The following is a 16,858-nucleotide window of genomic DNA, read 5'->3' as shown; positions in this document are numbered from 1 at the left end:
GCAAATCCTCACTTCGGACGGCGTGTCGTGAGGATTTGCGCCGGCATGTGATCCCTCTACTGCGGAGGCCGGTCCTCGTCGCTGCCGAGCTGCTCCTTGAGCTTGTCCTGAGCGGTATCGACCTGGCTGCTGTACTTGCCCTGGGTCTTCTCGTCGACGAAGTCACCCGCCTTGTCGATGCCCTTCCCGGCCGTGTCCTCGTGCCCCTTCAGCATCTGCTTCAGCTTGTCCATCACGCTCATGGCGGTCTCCTTGCGGCGAGGCGATCGGGTGAACCCCACTCCTCCCCAGGAAAGCCGCTCGGCACCCGGCCGTCCTGGCCGGTTAGCCCAAATGAGCGAATAGAGGGAGTCGGCCTACCGTCCGGTACGTACGAGCAAGGCCCTCAACCCGTCGACGCGGGCATGGACATAGGGGTCGCCCGGTGCTTCCCGGCCGGCCGGACCGTCGTCGTGACGGCACGCCCGGCACAGCCCGCCGGGCAGGGCCTCGGGCCGCCCGGGCACACCACACCCGGTGCACTCCATGATGCGGATGCGGATGGGCTCGGGTTCCGGCTCGGGCGGCATCCTGTCGGTGAGCCGCTTGCGGGCGAAGGGGCCCGGGACATGGACGGTGGCGGGAAGCCCGCTGGTGAGGGCCTGTACGAACTGCGGCACGGACACCCCGCGGGCGAGCCACTCGGCGGCCGACAGCGTCATACGGGGGTCGGCACGGCCGAGCCCGGCGAGGGCGGCATAGGCGGCGGTGCGCTCGGGCGGGTGAACGGGCCGCGGCGCCTCGGCCGCCGCCCCTGCGGGCGAACCGCCGAGGTGCCGCGCCCACCAGGCGTCGCTGCGCGGGGTGCGGGAGAAGTACGTGCGCTGGACCCACTGCGTGCGGTCGCCGTCGAGACGCTCACGGACGCGGCGCAGGTGCCCGGCTGCCGAGATCGCCTTGAGGGCGGAGGCCACGGCCTGCTGCCCGTAGGCGGCGATCTCCTTGGCCAGGGTCTTGATGTCCATGGCGGCACCGTCGGGAAGCCGGTCGATGTGGGCGGCGACGGAGGCTTCGCGGGCCGGGAGGTGCGCGAACGCGTTGCCGCTGCGCGGGGCTTCGTCGGGTACGGAACGCTTCCCGTACCCGGGTCGGGCCATGGGCGGGGCAGGGCTAAGCTGGGCGGCAGCCATGAGATCGGGTCCTGTTCGATCTTGGTGGTCAGACCCCCGTTCCGGTGTTCCAGCACCGAGCGGGGGTTGTTTGTTGCTGCGCACGCTACACGGCGGCGGAGGGCCGAAACGCCATGCACCGGAAATGTCATCCGGACGTGTAAGCGCGGGAGTTGGGAGGGTGGGTGGGTCTTACGACCCACCATTCCTTGGACAGAGCGCTCGGGTCCCGGGACCCGAAGCTCGGGTGCTCTATGAACGCCGTCCAGGCGGCCGACGAGAGCCCTGTCTGCGGGCTGTTGCCGAGCTTCGAGTCTCGGATGCGGACGGTGGACGGGTTACGCTCCCAGCTCCTCCGTCAATCTCTCAATGAGCTCCGTCGATTCCGTGGGCCCGAGCGCCCGCCCAGCAATCGCCGCATAGCGTTGAGACAGGAGATTCACCTGTTCAGGTGCGCCGTAAAGTACTTGTACCGTCTGCCCCTCCACGTAGGCGAGGCGGTCGTGATCCGGCAAGTCCAGGAGGGCGAAAGGCCCGCTGAGTCCGGAGTGCCAGCCCCTCGTTTCCATCACCTGCACGTTCACGTTCCGCTGACTACCCACCTTCAACAAGTGACGCAGCTGTCGCCGGTGTGCCTCGGAACCCCCCGAACTGGTGGTGGAACACGGCCTCTTGGATGATGAAGCTGAACGATGTCGTCAACTTCTGCAAGAGCGGCTGTCGACCCAGCCGGGCCGCCACGAGTTCCTCGACCGATTCGTCGTCCACGGGCGGTCAGCGAGCGTCAAACATAGCGCGCATCGTCTCCTCGGTCTGGAGCAGCCCTGGAAACGACACCGGTTGATATTCGCTGACGGCGACCGTCTCGGCCTCGTATCGCCGATAGTCCCATGGCCGCACCGGAACCACGGATTCAGGCTGCAAATAATCCAGCCCCGCCAGCAACTTCCCCCGCGCCCCGAACATCCCGTCCGCGATCTGCAGCACCCGCTCGGTCGGCCGTCGCCGCCCGAGCTCCATCGACTCGATGGTCGCGTGCCCGTACCCCGCCTCCTTGGCGAGCTCGTCCCGCGTGAAGCCGGCACCCGTCCGCCACAGCTTCAACTGGTTCCCGCAGTACCGTCAGCCGAGCGGCGGCTGGCAAGCCTCGTCCGTCACCGTGCCCTGCCTCCCCGGTGCACTCACCTCGTTACCGCGGATCCTGCTCGGCAACCAGCCCGGTTTCAGCCCGAACGCCGAAACTCACCGCTCGCGGGGGAACGAAGCCGCTGGAGGGCCTCCTGAATGGTGCGGATGAAGCGTTGAGGCCGCCGGGACACGAGTCCATCGCCGGGCGGACCTCGACCGACAGGCCCTTGATCCGGGTGTCCGGAATGAGTTGGGCGAGCTCGATCGCGCGCTTCTTGCTCTCGCAGTCGACCAGGTAGAAGCCGCCCACGAACTCCTTGGCCTCGACGAACGGCCCGTCGGTGACAGCGGGCACGCCACCGGTACCGCTGACGACGGTCGAGTTCGCCGGGTGGGCGAGCGCCTGGGTGAAAACGAACTCCCCGGAGTCCTGGACGGTCTTCAGGAACGCGCCGTGGCCGTCCATCACGAGCTTCCGCTCGTCCTCCGAGAGGGCCTCCAGAACGTCCTGATTGACCTGCATGATCAGGAGGTACTTCATGTCTTTGCTCCTCGCTTCTTGTGTCCGGGTGGGTACTTCGGCAGGAAGTCGGAGCCGTGCGGCGGATCTCGACATCACGACCGCAGCAACTGCACCCCGGTCAGCCGTTCGCCCACCGCCTCGCGCACCCGGCGCCATGCCCCCCGCGCCGCCTCCGCGCTCTCCTCCTCCAGGGTCCGGCACACCGCCCCGTAGCCCACCCCCAGCCGGCCCAGCGCACCCCACACCGCTCGGCCCGCCGCCTCGCGGCCGCTCAGGGTGTCGCCCTGCAGGGACAGCGGGCACGGCCCGGAACCCAGCGGCAGCGGCAACGCCACCGCCGTGCCCCAGGCCACGAAGCGTTCCGCGCAGCGGACTTCCGACCACATCACCGTCTGGGGGCGGGCGCCGGAGGCGGCGAGGGAGGCCCAGCGGTCGCCGCCCAGCCGGTCCTCGTACGCGTCGTACACCATGCGCGCCGCCGCGCGGCCCGCCTCGCCGTGCAGGGCGCGGGCCTGCGCGGTGCCCAACAGGGCCAGTCGGCGGTTCACTTCGGCGTCGATGCGGCCCACGGGCAGCTCGGCCACCGAGGCGATGCCGGAGAGGTCATGGCCCGCGGCGCGGGCGCGCTCCAGGCCGGACGCGTAGGCGTCCGCCACCTCCCCGTAGCGGCGCAGCGAGAAGATCTCCGTGACGTGGACGCCGATCCTGCGCGCGATGCAGGTGCGGACGGTCTCCAGTGCACCGTCCGCCGTGGCCGGGATCTTCACCAGCACGTTGGGTCTGTTGACCGCGCGGATCAGGGGCTCCACGCCGGCCGGGCCGGCGTCCACCGAGACGTGGCCCTCCCGGCCCCGCGTGGCCTCGTACACCGGCAGGAGGTCGTCGCAGGCCCAGCGCGCGTCGCATGCGATCAGGGCCCGTAACGCCTCGTCGCGCGGCACGTCGCGGTGGGAGAGGAAGCGGAGTTGCTCCGCATGGCCGGCATCCACACCGCTCAGCGCCGCCGCGTTCAGCCGCGCGCCCCGCACCCCCCGGTGCCGGACGAGGTCCGCGAAGCCGCCCGTCGCGAGGAGCTCCCTGCCGACGCCGTCGAGCCACGGCGACACCCCCTCCGCCGCCAGGCGGTGCAAGTCCCGTTCTGTCATGGAATGGTCCGGCTCCCGTGGGCTGGTGGCTGACGAAGCTGAAGACTGGGGGGCGGGAATCAGGATAAAGAACGTCCAGGATTCGAACCAGGGGTTCCCGGACGGTCGTACACCGTCCGTCACCATCCGCCCGCCGACTTGATGGATCACCCGGCTTTTGACGGAGTCCGGTGAACTCACCCTGCCGGCCTGGCAGTTTCCGCTGCGTCCTTGCAGCATCGGGGGCGGAACAGATTGTTTCAGTCCGGTCCGGTTCATCCCGTCCGTCACCCGGCTAGGGGCATCACCTTCATGATCAAGCTTGCCGTCATCTACTCCTCCTCGACCGGAAATGTGCACCGGCTCGCCGAGGCCGCAGCGGAATCCGCGGAAAAGGCCGGCGCGGAGGTCCGGCTCCGCAAGGTCGCCGACCGCGTGGAGACGATCGTGCCGGGCAACGACGCCTGGAATGCTGCGTGGACCGGGCACGTGGCGGCCACCCGTGACATTCCGGAGGCCACGCTCGACGACCTCGACTGGGCCGACGCCGTGCTGTGGGGAACGCCCGGCCGCTACGGGCTTCCCTCGGGCCCGTTGAAGCAGTTCATCGACACCACGCTGCCGTTGCACAGCCGCCGCGGGCTGGTGAACAAGGTGATGTCCTCCTTCACCTCCACCGCGACCCTGCACGGCGGGCAGGAAAGCACGATTCTCGCGCTGAACAATGCGTTCTACCACTGGGGCGCCATTGTCGTTCCGCCGGGCGTGGCCGACCCGATCCAGCTGGCGCCGGCCAATGGCAACCCGTATGGCGTCAGCAGCGTTTCGCGCAACGAGCCGGGCAATGTGGACGAGGACAATCTCGCCGCCATCGCCTACCAGTCGCGCCGGGTCGTCGAGATCACGACCGCGCTCCGCCGGGGCTTCGAGGCCGCGGCCGTCTGACGCCCCACCGGATTCACCGGCTTCATCGGTTCACCGGCTTCATCGGCTTCATCGGTTCACCGGCTCTGGAGACTTCCCGTGAACAATGCACTGCTCGACGCCCGACTCAGACCCGCCCTGCAGCAGCCCGACTGGGGCGACGCCGCACCGCAGGTCCGGCAGGTGCGCGAGGAACTGGCCGCGCTGCCCGCGCTGGTGCGGCCCTCCGACATCCGGACCCTGCGCGCCCACCTGGCCCGGGTGGCCGGCGGCGAGGCGCAGGTCGTGCAGGCCGGCGACTGTGCGGAGGACCCGGCGGAGTGCACGGCCGGCTACGTGGCCCGCAAGGCCGGGCTACTGGACGTGCTGGCCGGCGTCCTGAAGATGGTCACGCACCGGCCGGTGGTCCGCGCGGGGCGCATCGCCGGCCAGTACGCCAAACCGCGGTCCAGTCCGTTCGAGGAGGTACGGGGCGCTCGACTGCCCGTATATCGCGGCCATTTGGTCAACGATCCCGAGCCGGATCCCGAGCGGCGGCGTCCCGACCCGCAACGGCTGCTCACCGGCTACCTGGCCGCCCAGGAGGCCATGACCCACCTGGGCTGGTACCGGCCCGCCCGCCGCTCGGACATCTGCCCGCCGGTGTGGACGAGCCACGAGGCGCTGCTGCTGGACTACGAACTGCCGCTCGTCCGGCGGGACGAGGAGGGGCGGGCCTGGCTGACGTCCACGCACTGGCCCTGGATCGGCGAACGGACCCGCCGCACCGACGGCGCGCACGTGGCGCTGCTGGCCGAGGTCGCCAACCCGGTGGCCTGCAAGGTCGGTCCGGCCATGCGCACGGACGAACTGCTGGAGCTGTGCGCGCTGCTCGACCCGGACCGGGAGCCGGGCCGGCTGACCCTCATCGCCCGTATGGGCGCCGACACCGTGGCCGACCGGCTGCCGCCGCTGGTGGCGGCGGTCCGGGACGCCGGGCACCCGGTCGTCTGGCTCACCGACCCGATGCACGGCAACACCGTGGCCGGGCCGGACGGGCTCAAGACCCGGCTCGTGGACACGGTCGTCCGCGAGGTCCGCGGCTTCCAGCACGCGGTGGGCACGGCGGGCGGCGTCGCGGGCGGCCTGCATCTGGAGACCACGCCGGACGACGTGACCGAGTGCGCGACGGACGCCTCGGCGCTCGGGCGCGTGGGCGACAAGTACACCAGCTTCTGCGATCCGCGGCTCAACCCGCGGCAGGCCGTCACGGTGGTCTCCGCGTGGCAGGGCTGAGGGGAGGAAGGATGCACGTGGAGGGGACGAGAACCGCCCTCGTGACCGGTGCCGCCAGTGGTATCGGGGCCGCGGTGGCGCTGGCGCTCGGCCGGGCCGGGGACGACGTGGTGATCGCGGCCGTCGACCGCGACGCGGACGCCCTGCGGGGTGCCGTGGCCCGGCTGGACGCCGCCGGGGTGCGGGCCGAGGGGTTCGTGTGCGACGTCGCCGACGCGGCGCGCGTCGCGGCGGTCGTCGACGAGGTGGAACACCGGCTCGGGCCGGTGGAGAGCCTGGTCAACGCGGCCGGCGTGCTGCGGACGGGCGCGGTCGCGGACTTCGGGGACGAGGACTGGGACGCGCTGTTCGACGTCAACGTCAAGGGCGTCTTCCACGTCTCGCAGGCCGTGGTGCGGCACATGACCGCACGGCGGCGCGGGGCGGTCGTGACGGTGGCGTCGAACGCGGCCGGCACGCCGCGCCAGGGGATGGCGGCGTACGCGGCCTCGAAGGCGGCGGCCGCGATGTTCACCAAGTCGCTGGGGCTGGAGGTGGCCCGGTACGGGATCCGGTGCAACGTGGTGGCACCGGGGTCGACCGATACACCGATGCTGAGCTCCATGTGGACGGAGCGGGTCACGGTGCAGAGCACCATTGACGGTTCTCCGGAGACGTTCAAACTCGGCATACCGCTGGGGAAGTTGGGGCGTCCCGAGGATGTCGCCGATGCCGTGGTCTTTCTGCTATCCGAGCAGGCGTCGCACATCACGCTGCACGAACTGACCGTGGACGGCGGGGCGACCCTGGGGCGCTGAGCGCAGTACGTCTGCTGCCGGCTCGTTGTGGCCGGTCGCGCCCACGCGGCGGAGCCGCTGGGGGTACCTCCCAGCGGTAGCTGGGGGAGTAGCAGCCCCGCGCCCCTGACGGGGCGCGACTACCGCATAAGGAATCGTCATGCCCGGCATCCCTCCCATCACCCCCTATCCCCTCCCCACCGCCGACCAGTTGCCCCGCAACACCGCCCGGTGGGTCCCCGATCCCTCGCGTGCCGTTCTGCTCCTGCACGACATGCAGCGGTACTTCCTCCGCCCCCTCCCCGAGGGGCTCCGCAGCGAACTGGTCCGTAATGCCACCCGGCTCCGCCGGGCCGCGCAGGCGCTCGGGATGCCCGTCGCGTACACGACGCAGCCCGGCGGCATGACGGACGAACAGCGCGGGCTGCTCAAGGACTTCTGGGGGCCCGGCATGCGTGTCGACCCCGCCGACCGGCAGGTCGTCGAGCCGCTCGCGCCCGCGCCGGGCGACTGGGTGTTCACCAAGTGGCGCTACAGCGCCTTCTTCAGGTCCGAACTGCTCGACCGCATGCGCGCCGCCGGCCGCGACCAGCTGATCATCGCCGGTGTCTATGCGCACGTCGGCGTCCTGATGACCGCCGTCGAGGCCTACACCAACGACATCCAGGCCTTCCTCGCCGCCGACGCCGTCGCCGACTTCTCCGAGGAGTACCACCGCATGGCCCTAACGTACGCCGCCGAGTGCTGCGCCGTCGTGGCCACCACGGAAACGCTGGTGACCGCACCATGAACGACGGCCTGCTCGACCGCATCCTCGGCCCCCGGCCGCCCGCCGCCTTCGCTCTTCTCCACCGGCCCGAGACCGCCGGGCCGGGCACGCTCGACGTGCTCGCCGGGCGCATCACCACCCCGGAGACCCTCGCCGATCTTCCGGTGGACGACAGCGAGGACGTGCTCGTCCTCGTTCCCTACCGCCAGATCGCCGAGCGCGGGTTCACGGGTGCCGACGACGGTTCGCCGCTGCTCGCCATGTCGGTCACCGACAAGGCGGTGCTGCCCGTCGCCGAGGTGCTCGCCCGGATACCCGACACCCCGATCGCCCTGACCGGCAAGCACTTCGACATGGACGACGACGCGTACGCGGAGACCGTCCGGCGGGTGATCGCGGAGGAGATCGGCGAGGGCGAGGGCGCCAACTTCGTCATCAAGCGGTCCTTCACCGCCGACATCACCGGCTACGGCACCGCGCACGCGCTGACCCTCTTCCGGCGGCTCATGGAGCGCGAGTCCGGCGCGTACTGGACGTTCCTCGTGCACACCGGTGAGCGCACGTTCGTCGGGGCGACGCCGGAGCGGCACATCAGCGTGCACGGCGGGCGGGCCGTGATGAACCCGATCAGCGGCACCTACCGCTACCCCGCCGCCGGGCCGAGCCTGCCCGAGGTCATGGACTTCCTCGCCGACAGGAAGGAAGCCGACGAGCTGTACATGGTCGTCGACGAAGAACTCAAGATGATGGCCCGCATCTGCGCCACGGGCGGGCGTGTGACCGGCCCGTACCTCAAGGAGATGGCGCGGCTGGCACACACCGAGTACTTCATCGAGGGCACCACCGACCGGGACGTCCGGGAGATCCTGCGCGAGACGATGTTCGCGCCCACGGTCACCGGCAGCCCGCTGGAGAGCGCCTGCCGCGTCATCGGCCGGCACGAGCCGCAGGGCCGCGGCTACTACAGCGGTGTGGCCGCCCTCATCGGCCGTGACGGGCAGGGCGAACGGACCCTGGACTCCGCGATCCTCATCCGTACCGCGGACATCGACCGCACCGGGCGGCTGCGCATCGGCGTCGGGGCCACGCTCGTCCGGCACTCGGACCCGGCGTCCGAGGTCGCCGAGACGCGGGCCAAGGCGGCGGGGCTGCTCGCGGCCCTGGAGGCCGGGCCGTCCGCCCGCTTCGGCGCGCACCCGAGCGTCCGGGAGGCGCTCGCCCGCCGCAACGACTCCATCGCCGGCTTCTGGCTGGCGCCGGACGCCGGGCGGCGGCAGACGCATCCGGCCCTGGAGGGGCGGCGGGTGCTGGTCGTCGACGCCGAGGACACGTTCACTTCGATGATCGACCACCAGCTGCGGGCCATGGGGCTGGACGTGACCGTGCGGCGGTTCGACGAGCCGTACGCCTTCGACGGGTACGACCTGGTCGTCTTGGGCCCCGGGCCCGGCGATCCGCGCGAGGCGGCCCACCCGAAGATCGCACATCTTCGGGGGGCCGTGCGGACTCTCCTCGCGGAGCGCCGGCCGTTCCTGGCCGTGTGTCTGAGCCATCAAGTGCTCGCCCTGGAGCTGGGGTTCCGGCTGCACCGGCGGGCCGTGCCCAATCAGGGGGTGCAGCGGCGCATCGACCTGTTCGGGCGCGCCGAGCGCGTCGGGTTCTACAACACGTTTGCCGCTCATTGCGGCGAGGAGCGGGCGGACTGCGCGGGCGTCGGCGTGGTCGAGGTCAGCCGGGACCCCGACACCGGGGAGGTGCACGCCCTGCGGGGGCCGCACTTCGCGTCGATGCAGTTCCACGCGGAGTCCGTCCTTACGCAGGACGGGCCGCGCATTACCGGTGCCCTCTTGGCCGGGCTCGCCGAGGGCGTGCCGGTCGCTTGACGACTGCGGGTCCGCGGTGGTTACTCGCGCCCGAAGAACAAGCTGCGCCCCCGAAGGGGCGCGGGGAACTGCGCGAGCAACCACGGACAACCCGCACCCGATACCTAAGGAGCAACCCACATGCTGCCCATCACGGCAAGTGACACCGGCATTCGGATGGGGCTCGTCGCCGAGCGTGCCGCGGCCGCATACGGCGACACCCTCATCACCCTCGACCACGACATGCCGCTTCTGCCGGGCGCCGGACGGCAATTCACCTTCGCCGCCTTCGCCGATCACATCGACGACATCGCGGCCCGCCTGTGGGCCGCGGGCGTGCGGCCCACAGAACGGGTCGCCATCCACAAGTCGCCCGGCTTCGACATCAACATCCTGTCCTGCGCAGCCGCCAGGATCGGCGCCGTCCCCGTGCAGCTCTCGCCCGGTCTGGACGGGGCGAGCGTGCTGGCGTTGCTGGACCGGCTGGAGCAGCCGTACCTGGTGACCGATCTGGCCAAGCTCGACGGGCCGCTCGGCGACCCGCAACTGCCCAACGTGGCCAAGGGCGTGATCGTCGTGGCCGGGTCCCGTCCCGGTACCGTCTCGCTCGCCGGCCTGGCCGGCGCGCCCCGCGTGGCACCCGTCGTCCAGGAGCTGGACGAGCCCGCCCTCATCACGCACACCTCGGGCACCACGGGCCTGCCCAAGCTGCTGGTGCACACGCCCCGCACGCTGCACGGCCGTTACCGGCCGCAGGCGAAGCTCTTCGACCTGGTCCGGCGCCACGAGACGGTCGCGCTGCACGTGTCCTACGTGCACTCGCGGATGCCGCTCGCGCTGGCGGTGCTGCTGCCGCGCGGCGTCCCGTTCCTGGTGATGGACGACGCCGGGCCGGACCACGTGGCCGCGTTCTTCGCCGAGCACCGCCCCGCGTTCGTGGAGTCGGCGCCCAACTCCTTCATGGAGTGGGAGGACTTGGCGGACGACCCGCGCAAGCCGTTCGCGAACGTGAAGTACTTCAGCAGCACTTTCGACGCCATCCACCCGAGCACCATGCACCGTCTGCTGCACGCCTCGGAGCGGCACCACCCGGTCTTCTACCAGATCTACGGGCAGAGCGAGACGGGCCCGCTCGTCGGCCGCGCCTTCACCCGGGAGACGGCGCTGGGCGCCGACGGGCGCTGCCAGGGGTACGCCTTCCCCGGCGACACGAAGTTCCGGCTCGTCGCCCGGGGCGGCGAGGCCCCCTCGCGTGAGCACCCCGGCTACATCGAGGTGCAGGCCGCGGGCCGGGTGCTCACCTACTACGGCGAGGGCGAGCGCTACGCGGGCCAGGTCCAGGAGGGCGGCTGGTGGCGCGGCATGGACGTCGGCTACCGGACCGAGGAGGGCTGCCTGCACCTGCTCGACCGCGAGGTGGACGTCGTCCCCACGATCCACAGCACCCTGGAGGCCGAGGACACCCTGCTGGACCGGCTGGACGAGCTGACCGAGCTGGTGGTGCTGCGCGGGCCGCAGGACGAGCCGCTCCCGGTCGTGTGCACCCGCAAGGACCTTCCGCTGGACCCGGCGCGCTGGCGCGAGGCCGTGGCGGACTTCCCGCCCATGGCCGACCCCGTCCACCTCACGCTGGACGAGCTGCCGCGCACGGCCACCATGAAGGTGCAGCGCATCGAGCTCACCCGGCGCCTGCACGAGCAGCTGCGAAGGGGCGAGGGCTCGTGAACGACGTGGACGTCCTCGTCGTCGGTGCCGGGCCGACCGGGCTGCTCGCCGCCTGCGAGCTGCTGCGGCGCGGCGTGCGCGTCCGCGTCGTCGACCGGGCCGCCGAGCCGATGCGGGTGCCCAAGGCGCTGTCGCTGTGGCCGCGGGTGCTGGACATCCTGGAGGACCTGGGCGTCGCCGACGAGATCCGCCGGGCCTCCGTGCCGATCCGGGCGTTCAGCTACTTCTCCGACCGGCGCCCGCTGGCCTCGTTCACGTTCGCCGAGGACCTGCGGGCGCGCCAGCTGCCGCAGCCGGAGACCGAGCGGATCCTCACCCGGCGGCTGCGGTCGCTGGGCGGCAAGATCGAGCGGGGTGTGCGGCTGCTGGCCCTGGACGACGTGGACTTCTCCGGCCGCATCGAGGCGACGGACGGCGTCACGGCCGTGCTGGAGCACGCCGGCGGGGTGCTGGAGCGGGTCCGGGTGCCGTTCGTGATCGGTGCGGACGGGGCGGGCAGTTCGGTGCGCGGGCAGCTGGGCATCGGCTTCCAGGGGACGACGTACGAGATGGCGTTCGCGCTCGTCGACTCGCGCATCGCGGGCCGGCTGCCGCGGGACGAGATCCTCTACTACCAGGCGCCGGCGGGCACGTTGGTGATCGTGCCGCAGCCGGACGGCGTCCACCGCTTCCTGTCCGTCATGCCCGAGGGCGGCGGCGAGGTGGGCGTGCCGATGATGCAGGCGCTGGTCGACGAGCGCGGGCCGCGCGGGGTGCGGCTGACCGAGCCGGTGTGGCAGACGGAGTTCCGGGTGCACGCGCGGCGGGCGACGGAGTTCCGGCGGGGCCGGGTCTTCCTCATGGGCGACGCGGCGCACGTGCACAGCCCGGCGGGCGGGCAGGGGATGAACAACGGCCTGCAGGACGCCCACAACCTGGGCTGGAAGCTGGCCGCCGTGATCCGCGGCGAGTCGCCGGCCGCGCTGCTCGACACCTACGGGCCGGAGCGCTCCGAGGCCACCCGGAAGATCGTCCGGGACACGGACGTCCAGACCCGGGCCTGGATGGCGGGCGGCCCGGGCCGGGTGCTGGCCCGGGACGCGGCCTTCCGGCTGCTGGACCGCACGGGTGCCGTCTCCCGCTTCTACACCCCGGTCATGGCCGGGCGGCGGCTGGCCTACGCGCCGGAGCGGGACACGCAGCTGCCCGGCGGCCGTGCGGCGTGCCGGCTGCGCGGACGGCTGTCCGGCGGGGCCCGGGTCGGCGGCACGTTTCCGCGGCAGGCCGCGCTCGCGTCCGGCATCGCGGGGCCGCAGGACGGTCCGCCGGGCTGGACGCTCGTACTCCACGCGCCTGCGGCCGACAGTGCGTGGCTGACGGAAATCGGCCATATCGCGGCACGTTGGCCGCAAACAGCCGTCGTGCGGCTTCCCGAGTCGGCGGTTGCGGCGACGGGTTGCGGCAAACAGGGCTATTACCTCGTCCGCCCGGACGGACATATCGCAGCACACGGCCACAAGAACGACCTGAACCGGCTGGAGACGGAGCTCGGCGTCGTCCTCGGGCGGTGAACTGCAGCCCGACATTTCCCACTACCTCAGGGGCCTTCCTCCCATGTGGGGGTTGCCTCTGAGGTAGAAGCATGTACAAGTATTTTGCATGACCAATTACCCGTCTATAGCATCCAGTTCATGCGAATGAGCGAGGGCGTGGAATGGGCCTTGCACACCTGCCTCAACCTGGCCTGGGTCGGCCCGGAGCGGCCGGTGACCGCGGCGCGGCTCGCCGCGTTCTACGAGCTTCCCCCGGCCTACCTCGGGAAACAGCTGCAGGCGCTGGCCCGGGCCGGGGTGGTCAGCTCCAGTCCCGGCCCGCAGGGCGGCTTCCGGCTGGCGCGCGAGCCGGGGGCGATCACGCTGATGGACATCGTGAGCGCCATCGAGGGCCCGGAGAAGGCGTTCCGCTGCTCCGAGATCCGGCACCGCGGGCCGCAGAGCCAGATCTCCCAGGCCACCGGCCACCCCTGTCACATCTCCCGGTACATGCGGGAGGCCGAACTGGCCTGGCGGCGGCAGCTCGCCGCCAGGACCCTCACCGACCTCCAGCACACCGTGATCCGCAGCTCGCCCGGCATACCGGAGCGGACGCGCGAATGGTTCATGGCCCAATGATCGCCAATTGCGTTCATTGTGGTCGCACGGGGGCGGACGCGCTGTCCTTACGGGGGCGGGGGCAGTGCCTCGCAGAGCGCTTCCAGGGCCCCCGCGAAGGCGTGTTCCGGCGGCGTGCCGTAGCCCACGACCAGCCCGTCGGAGGGGCCCGTTCCGCCCGCGTCGTGCCGGTACAGGCCGAGCCCCTCCAGGGCCAGGCCCTGCCAGGCGGCCGCCTGCACCACGGACTGCTCGGTGCCGGGCGGCAGTTCGAGCACCGCGTGCAGCCCGGCCGCGATGCCGGTGACCCGGACGTGCGGGGCGCGCTCGGCGAGGACGGCGATCAGCTGGTCGCGGCGGCGCCGGTAGTGCCGGCGCATCCGGCGCACGTGCCGGTCGTACGAGCCCGACTCGACGAAGTCCGCGAGGGTCAGCTGCTCCAGCGCGCTCGCGAACATCTCCCGTTCGCCCTTGGCCGCGACCACGTCGTCCACGAGGTGCCCGGGCAGCACCATCCAGCCCAGCCGCAGCGCGGGCGAGAGGCTCTTGCTGACGGAGCCGATGTAGACCACGCGCTCCGGGTCGAGGCCCTGCACGGCGCCCACCGGCTGGCGGTCGTAGCGGAACTCCCCGTCGTAGTCGTCCTCCAGCACCAGGCCGCCGCCCGCCCGCGCCCAGTCCACGACCGCCGCCCGCCGCTCCGGGTGCAGCGGGCCACCCGTGGGGAACTGGTGGGCCGGGGTCAGCAGCACGGTCCGGGCGCGCGTCCCGCCGAGCTTCTCCACGCAGGCGCCGTGATCGTCCACCGGCAGCGAGACGGTGCGCAGCCCGGCGTCCGCGAGCAGGGAGCGGTAGTAGCCCAGGCCGTACGCCTCCACGGCGACGGTGCCGCTGCGCACCGCGCCGAGCAGGCGCAACGCCCCGGCGAAGCCCGAGCAGACGACGATCCGGGCGGGGTCGGCGCGGACGCCGCGGGCGCGGGCGAGGTACTCGGCGACGGCGCGCCGCAGTTCGATGCGCCCGCACGGATCGCCGGGCCCGAAGGCGTCGTTGGGGGCCGCGGTCAGGGCGCGGCGCGCGGAGGCGAGCCAGGCGGTGCGCGGAAAGGCGGAGGCGTCCGGGGTGCCCTGCACCAGGTTGTGGGCGGGGCGGGACGGGCGGTTGGGGGTGGTGGGGCGGCGCGGGGTGGTGTTCTTCGGTGGCTGCGCGCGCCGGGCGACCTGCGTGCCCGATCCCTGACGCGCCGTCAGCCACCCTTCGGCGACGAGCTCGGCGTAGGCCTCGGCCACGGTGTTGCGGGCGAGGCCGAGGTCGGCGGCGAGCGAACGGTACGGCGGCAGCCGGGTGCCGGGGGCGAGCCGGCCGGTGCGTATCGCCTCGCGCAGCGCGGCCATCAGCGCACCGCGCCGGCTGCCGGGCCCTGCGGGCAGTTCCAGATGGAGGTCACTGCCCGGCGCGTCACCGGGGTCACCTTGCGGATTGACCATCGATTTCACCCCGGAATTGCACCACAGACACGATCGATTGTCGTCCTAGGGTCTTCGACATGACTGCTGCTCAGCGAATGAACTTCACCAAGGCCGCCCCGAAGGTCTTCAAGGCGATGATCGCCCTGGACGCGGCCGCCCGCGCCGACCTCGACCCCACGCTCGTCGAGCTCGTCCAGATCCGCGCCTCCCAGGTCAACCACTGTGCGTACTGCCTCGACATGCACACCAAGGACGCCCGCAAGGCGGGCGAGAGCGAGGAGCGCATCTACCAGCTGAACGCGTGGCGCGAGGCCGGGCTCTACACGGAGAAGGAGCAGGCCGCCCTCGCCCTCACCGAGGCGGTCACCGTCCTGACGGACGGCTTCGTCCCGGACGCGGTGTACGAGGAGGCGGCGCGGCACTTCGAGGAGTCGGAGCTGGCCCAGCTGATCGCGCTGATCTTCACGATCAACGCGTGGAACCGGATCGCGGTGTCGACCCGGAAGATCCCCGGCACCGAGTGACGACCACCCGGGTTTCCCCGCCCGCCCACCCGATTACCGGAAACGCACAGCGAACCGATCAGGTTCGGGGTAATCGGGTGGGAGGGCGGGCGAAGACCGGGGTCTGGGGCGGAGCCCCAGGACAGCAACCCAAGGGAGCCCGCACATGACCACCACGGATACCCCGATAACCACCGGGGAGCCCCGAAGAGCCCCGCTCAAGGGCTGGCTTGCCGTCGCCGCGGTGACGCTCGGCATCTTCAGCCTGATGACCTCCGAGCTCCTCCCCGTCGGCCTCCTCACCCCGGTCGGCGAAGCCCTGCACGTCTCGGACGGCACCGCCGGCCTCATGGTCACGGTGCCCGGCCTGGTCGCCGCGCTCTCCGCGCCGATCGTGACCGTCGCGACCGGCCGCATCGACCGCCGCATCGTCCTCGGCGTCCTCGTCGGCCTGGTCGGCGTCGCCAACCTCGCCTCCGCCTTCGCCGACGACTTCGCGATCGTCCTCGTCGCCCGTTTCCTCATCGGCATAGCCGTCGGCGGCTTCTGGGCCATCGCGGGCGGCATCGCCCTGCGGCTGGTGCCCGAGGAGCACGTCGGCCGGGCCATGGCGATCATCTTCGGCGGTGTCGAGACCGCCTCCGTCCTGGGCGTGCCGACCGGCACCCTGATCGGCGACCTCAGCGACTGGCGCACGGCCTTCGCGGCCGTCGGCGCCCTCGGCCTGACCTCGCTGTGCTGCATGGTCCTGCTGCTGCCGCCGCTGCCCGCCGACGAGTCCCTCACCTTCGCCGAACTGCCGCGCGTCTTCCGGCGGAACCGCGGCGTGCGGGTCGGGATCGCGATCACCTTCCTGCTGGTGACGGGCCACTTCGTGGCGTACACGTTCGTCCGCCCGATCCTGCAGGACGCGGGCGTGGACGGCAGCAAGGTCAGCATGATGCTGCTGATCTTCGGAGCCGCCGGCATCACGGGCAACTTCCTTGCCGGAGCGCGTGTTTCGCAGCACGTGCGGCGGATCGTGCTGGTGATCTCCGTCGTGCTGACGGCCGCGATGGTGCTGTTCGCCCTGGTAGGCGGCGGCGGCATGGCCGTGGGTATCGTCCTGCTGATCCTGTGGGGCCTCGGCTACGGGGCCGTCCCCGTGAGCCTCCAGACGTGGATCCTCCAGGCCGCCCCCGAGGCCACGGAGGCCGCCTCCTCGCTCTACGTGTCGATGTTCAACTTCTCCATCGCACTGGGGGCGTTGGCGGGCGGCCTCGCCTTCGACAACGTCGCCATGACGAGCGTGCTGTGGATCGGAGCGGTGCTCGCTGCGCTCACGCTGGCGGTTGCCGTGCCCCGCAAGACCCCCTGAACCCCGCCCCCGTGCTCACTCCCCCGGAGCGCGGGGGCGGTTGACCTGCCCGCCGTTTCCTGGGGGCTCCGCCCCCAGACCCCCGTTCCCCGCCCGCCCACCCGATTGCCCGGCAACGCGGGCGGTCGACGCCCCGAAAGGCATCC

The 16,858-nt window shown here is 71.7% G+C and carries 16 protein-coding genes and 1 pseudogene; 10 read left to right on the top strand and 7 right to left on the bottom strand.

Annotated elements, in window-relative coordinates:
* Positions 1-56 precede the first annotated feature (56 nt).
* The 6 genes and pseudogenes from ACLHRZ_RS19910 to ACLHRZ_RS19885 all read right to left on the bottom strand — a co-directional run bounded on the left by ACLHRZ_RS19910 (position 57) and on the right by ACLHRZ_RS19885 (position 3,944).
* Entirely contained in the window at positions 57-242 is a 186-nt protein-coding gene (locus ACLHRZ_RS19910; RefSeq protein ID WP_490419824.1) for an antitoxin, read from the bottom strand.
* Positions 243-356: 114 nt separating this feature from the next.
* Positions 357-1,136 carry a hypothetical protein gene (locus tag ACLHRZ_RS19905; RefSeq protein WP_490419823.1) on the bottom strand — a complete coding sequence of 260 codons (780 nt, stop codon included), beginning with the start codon at positions 1,134-1,136 and terminating at the stop codon, positions 357-359.
* Between the two features lie 350 nt (positions 1,137-1,486).
* Positions 1,487-1,750 carry a Scr1 family TA system antitoxin-like transcriptional regulator gene (locus ACLHRZ_RS19900; protein WP_490419957.1) on the bottom strand — a complete coding sequence of 88 codons (264 nt, stop codon included), beginning with the start codon at positions 1,748-1,750 and terminating at the stop codon, positions 1,487-1,489.
* Positions 1,743-2,252: pseudogene (locus tag ACLHRZ_RS19895) on the bottom strand (Scr1 family TA system antitoxin-like transcriptional regulator). Before ACLHRZ_RS19895 ends, ACLHRZ_RS19900 begins: the two are co-directional and overlap by 8 nt.
* An 85-nt stretch (positions 2,253-2,337) precedes the next feature.
* The gene (locus ACLHRZ_RS19890) at positions 2,338-2,817 is read right to left on the bottom strand and encodes a YciI family protein (protein WP_490419822.1); all 480 of its coding nucleotides are present in this window, start codon (positions 2,815-2,817) and stop codon (positions 2,338-2,340) included.
* Between the two features lie 74 nt (positions 2,818-2,891).
* Positions 2,892-3,944, bottom strand: coding sequence for a transaldolase family protein (locus tag ACLHRZ_RS19885; protein ID WP_490419821.1), 1,053 nt, complete (start codon positions 3,942-3,944; stop codon positions 2,892-2,894).
* A gap of 291 nt (positions 3,945-4,235) precedes the next feature.
* Between ACLHRZ_RS19885 and ACLHRZ_RS19880 the strand changes: the two genes are divergently transcribed.
* From ACLHRZ_RS19880 to ACLHRZ_RS19845, 8 genes are all read left to right on the top strand, one after another.
* Positions 4,236-4,868, top strand: coding sequence for a flavodoxin family protein (locus ACLHRZ_RS19880; RefSeq protein ID WP_490419820.1), 633 nt, complete (start codon positions 4,236-4,238; stop codon positions 4,866-4,868).
* A gap of 78 nt (positions 4,869-4,946) precedes the next feature.
* Positions 4,947-6,122 carry a 3-deoxy-7-phosphoheptulonate synthase gene (locus ACLHRZ_RS19875; RefSeq protein ID WP_490419819.1) on the top strand — a complete coding sequence of 392 codons (1,176 nt, stop codon included), beginning with the start codon at positions 4,947-4,949 and terminating at the stop codon, positions 6,120-6,122.
* A gap of 11 nt (positions 6,123-6,133) precedes the next feature.
* A complete protein-coding gene (locus ACLHRZ_RS19870; RefSeq protein WP_490419818.1) occupies positions 6,134-6,919 on the top strand; it encodes a 2,3-dihydro-2,3-dihydroxybenzoate dehydrogenase in 786 nt (261 codons plus the stop codon).
* Between the two features lie 139 nt (positions 6,920-7,058).
* Positions 7,059-7,688: an isochorismatase family protein gene (locus tag ACLHRZ_RS19865; protein WP_490419817.1), complete on the top strand. Its 630-nt coding sequence runs from the start codon at positions 7,059-7,061 to the stop codon at positions 7,686-7,688.
* Positions 7,685-9,550: an anthranilate synthase family protein gene (locus ACLHRZ_RS19860; protein ID WP_490419816.1), complete on the top strand. Its 1,866-nt coding sequence runs from the start codon at positions 7,685-7,687 to the stop codon at positions 9,548-9,550. The genes ACLHRZ_RS19865 and ACLHRZ_RS19860 overlap by 4 nt, the downstream gene beginning before the upstream one ends.
* A gap of 120 nt (positions 9,551-9,670) precedes the next feature.
* Positions 9,671-11,254, top strand: coding sequence for a class I adenylate-forming enzyme family protein (locus ACLHRZ_RS19855; protein WP_490419815.1), 1,584 nt, complete (start codon positions 9,671-9,673; stop codon positions 11,252-11,254).
* Complete coding sequence (locus tag ACLHRZ_RS19850) at positions 11,251-12,804, top strand: FAD-dependent monooxygenase (protein WP_490419814.1); 1,554 nt, start codon at positions 11,251-11,253, stop codon at positions 12,802-12,804. The genes ACLHRZ_RS19855 and ACLHRZ_RS19850 overlap by 4 nt, the downstream gene beginning before the upstream one ends.
* Positions 12,805-12,930: 126 nt before the next feature.
* Positions 12,931-13,404 carry an RrF2 family transcriptional regulator gene (locus ACLHRZ_RS19845; RefSeq protein WP_490419956.1) on the top strand — a complete coding sequence of 158 codons (474 nt, stop codon included), beginning with the start codon at positions 12,931-12,933 and terminating at the stop codon, positions 13,402-13,404.
* Positions 13,405-13,451: 47 nt separating this feature from the next.
* On the opposite strand, the gene pdxR is transcribed toward ACLHRZ_RS19845, so the two are convergent.
* Positions 13,452-14,870 carry a MocR-like pyridoxine biosynthesis transcription factor PdxR gene (gene pdxR / locus ACLHRZ_RS19840; protein ID WP_490419813.1) on the bottom strand — a complete coding sequence of 473 codons (1,419 nt, stop codon included), beginning with the start codon at positions 14,868-14,870 and terminating at the stop codon, positions 13,452-13,454.
* Between the two features lie 59 nt (positions 14,871-14,929).
* On the opposite strand from pdxR, the gene ACLHRZ_RS19835 reads away from it, so the two are divergent.
* The gene (locus ACLHRZ_RS19835) at positions 14,930-15,376 is read left to right on the top strand and encodes a carboxymuconolactone decarboxylase family protein (RefSeq protein ID WP_171082059.1); all 447 of its coding nucleotides are present in this window, start codon (positions 14,930-14,932) and stop codon (positions 15,374-15,376) included.
* A 145-nt stretch (positions 15,377-15,521) separates the two neighbouring features.
* Positions 15,522-16,712, top strand: coding sequence for an MFS transporter (locus ACLHRZ_RS19830; RefSeq protein WP_490419812.1), 1,191 nt, complete (start codon positions 15,522-15,524; stop codon positions 16,710-16,712).
* The last annotated feature ends 146 nt before the right edge of the window (positions 16,713-16,858 follow it).

The organism is Streptomyces sp. AM25, from assembly GCF_058146165.1.
This window is presented reverse-complemented; position numbering and strand designations above follow the sequence as displayed.

Bases quoted from the DNA above. Each gene is read 5' to 3' on its own strand.
- ACLHRZ_RS19835 (WP_171082059.1), top strand. From the start codon at position 14,930: ATGACTGCTGCTCAGCGAATGAACTTCACCAAGGCCGCCCCGAAGGTC.
- ACLHRZ_RS19910 (WP_490419824.1), bottom strand. From the start codon at position 242: ATGAGCGTGATGGACAAGCTGAAGCAGATGCTGAAGGGGCACGAGGAC.
- ACLHRZ_RS19880 (WP_490419820.1), top strand. From the start codon at position 4,236: ATGATCAAGCTTGCCGTCATCTACTCCTCCTCGACCGGAAATGTGCAC.
- pdxR (WP_490419813.1), bottom strand. From the start codon at position 14,870: ATGGTCAATCCGCAAGGTGACCCCGGTGACGCGCCGGGCAGTGACCTC.
- ACLHRZ_RS19830 (WP_490419812.1), top strand. From the start codon at position 15,522: ATGACCACCACGGATACCCCGATAACCACCGGGGAGCCCCGAAGAGCC.
- ACLHRZ_RS19890 (WP_490419822.1), bottom strand. From the start codon at position 2,817: ATGAAGTACCTCCTGATCATGCAGGTCAATCAGGACGTTCTGGAGGCC.
- ACLHRZ_RS19860 (WP_490419816.1), top strand. From the start codon at position 7,685: ATGAACGACGGCCTGCTCGACCGCATCCTCGGCCCCCGGCCGCCCGCC.
- ACLHRZ_RS19870 (WP_490419818.1), top strand. From the start codon at position 6,134: ATGCACGTGGAGGGGACGAGAACCGCCCTCGTGACCGGTGCCGCCAGT.
- ACLHRZ_RS19885 (WP_490419821.1), bottom strand. From the start codon at position 3,944: ATGACAGAACGGGACTTGCACCGCCTGGCGGCGGAGGGGGTGTCGCCG.
- ACLHRZ_RS19855 (WP_490419815.1), top strand. From the start codon at position 9,671: ATGCTGCCCATCACGGCAAGTGACACCGGCATTCGGATGGGGCTCGTC.
- ACLHRZ_RS19845 (WP_490419956.1), top strand. From the start codon at position 12,931: ATGAGCGAGGGCGTGGAATGGGCCTTGCACACCTGCCTCAACCTGGCC.
- ACLHRZ_RS19905 (WP_490419823.1), bottom strand. From the start codon at position 1,136: ATGGCCCGACCCGGGTACGGGAAGCGTTCCGTACCCGACGAAGCCCCG.
- ACLHRZ_RS19865 (WP_490419817.1), top strand. From the start codon at position 7,059: ATGCCCGGCATCCCTCCCATCACCCCCTATCCCCTCCCCACCGCCGAC.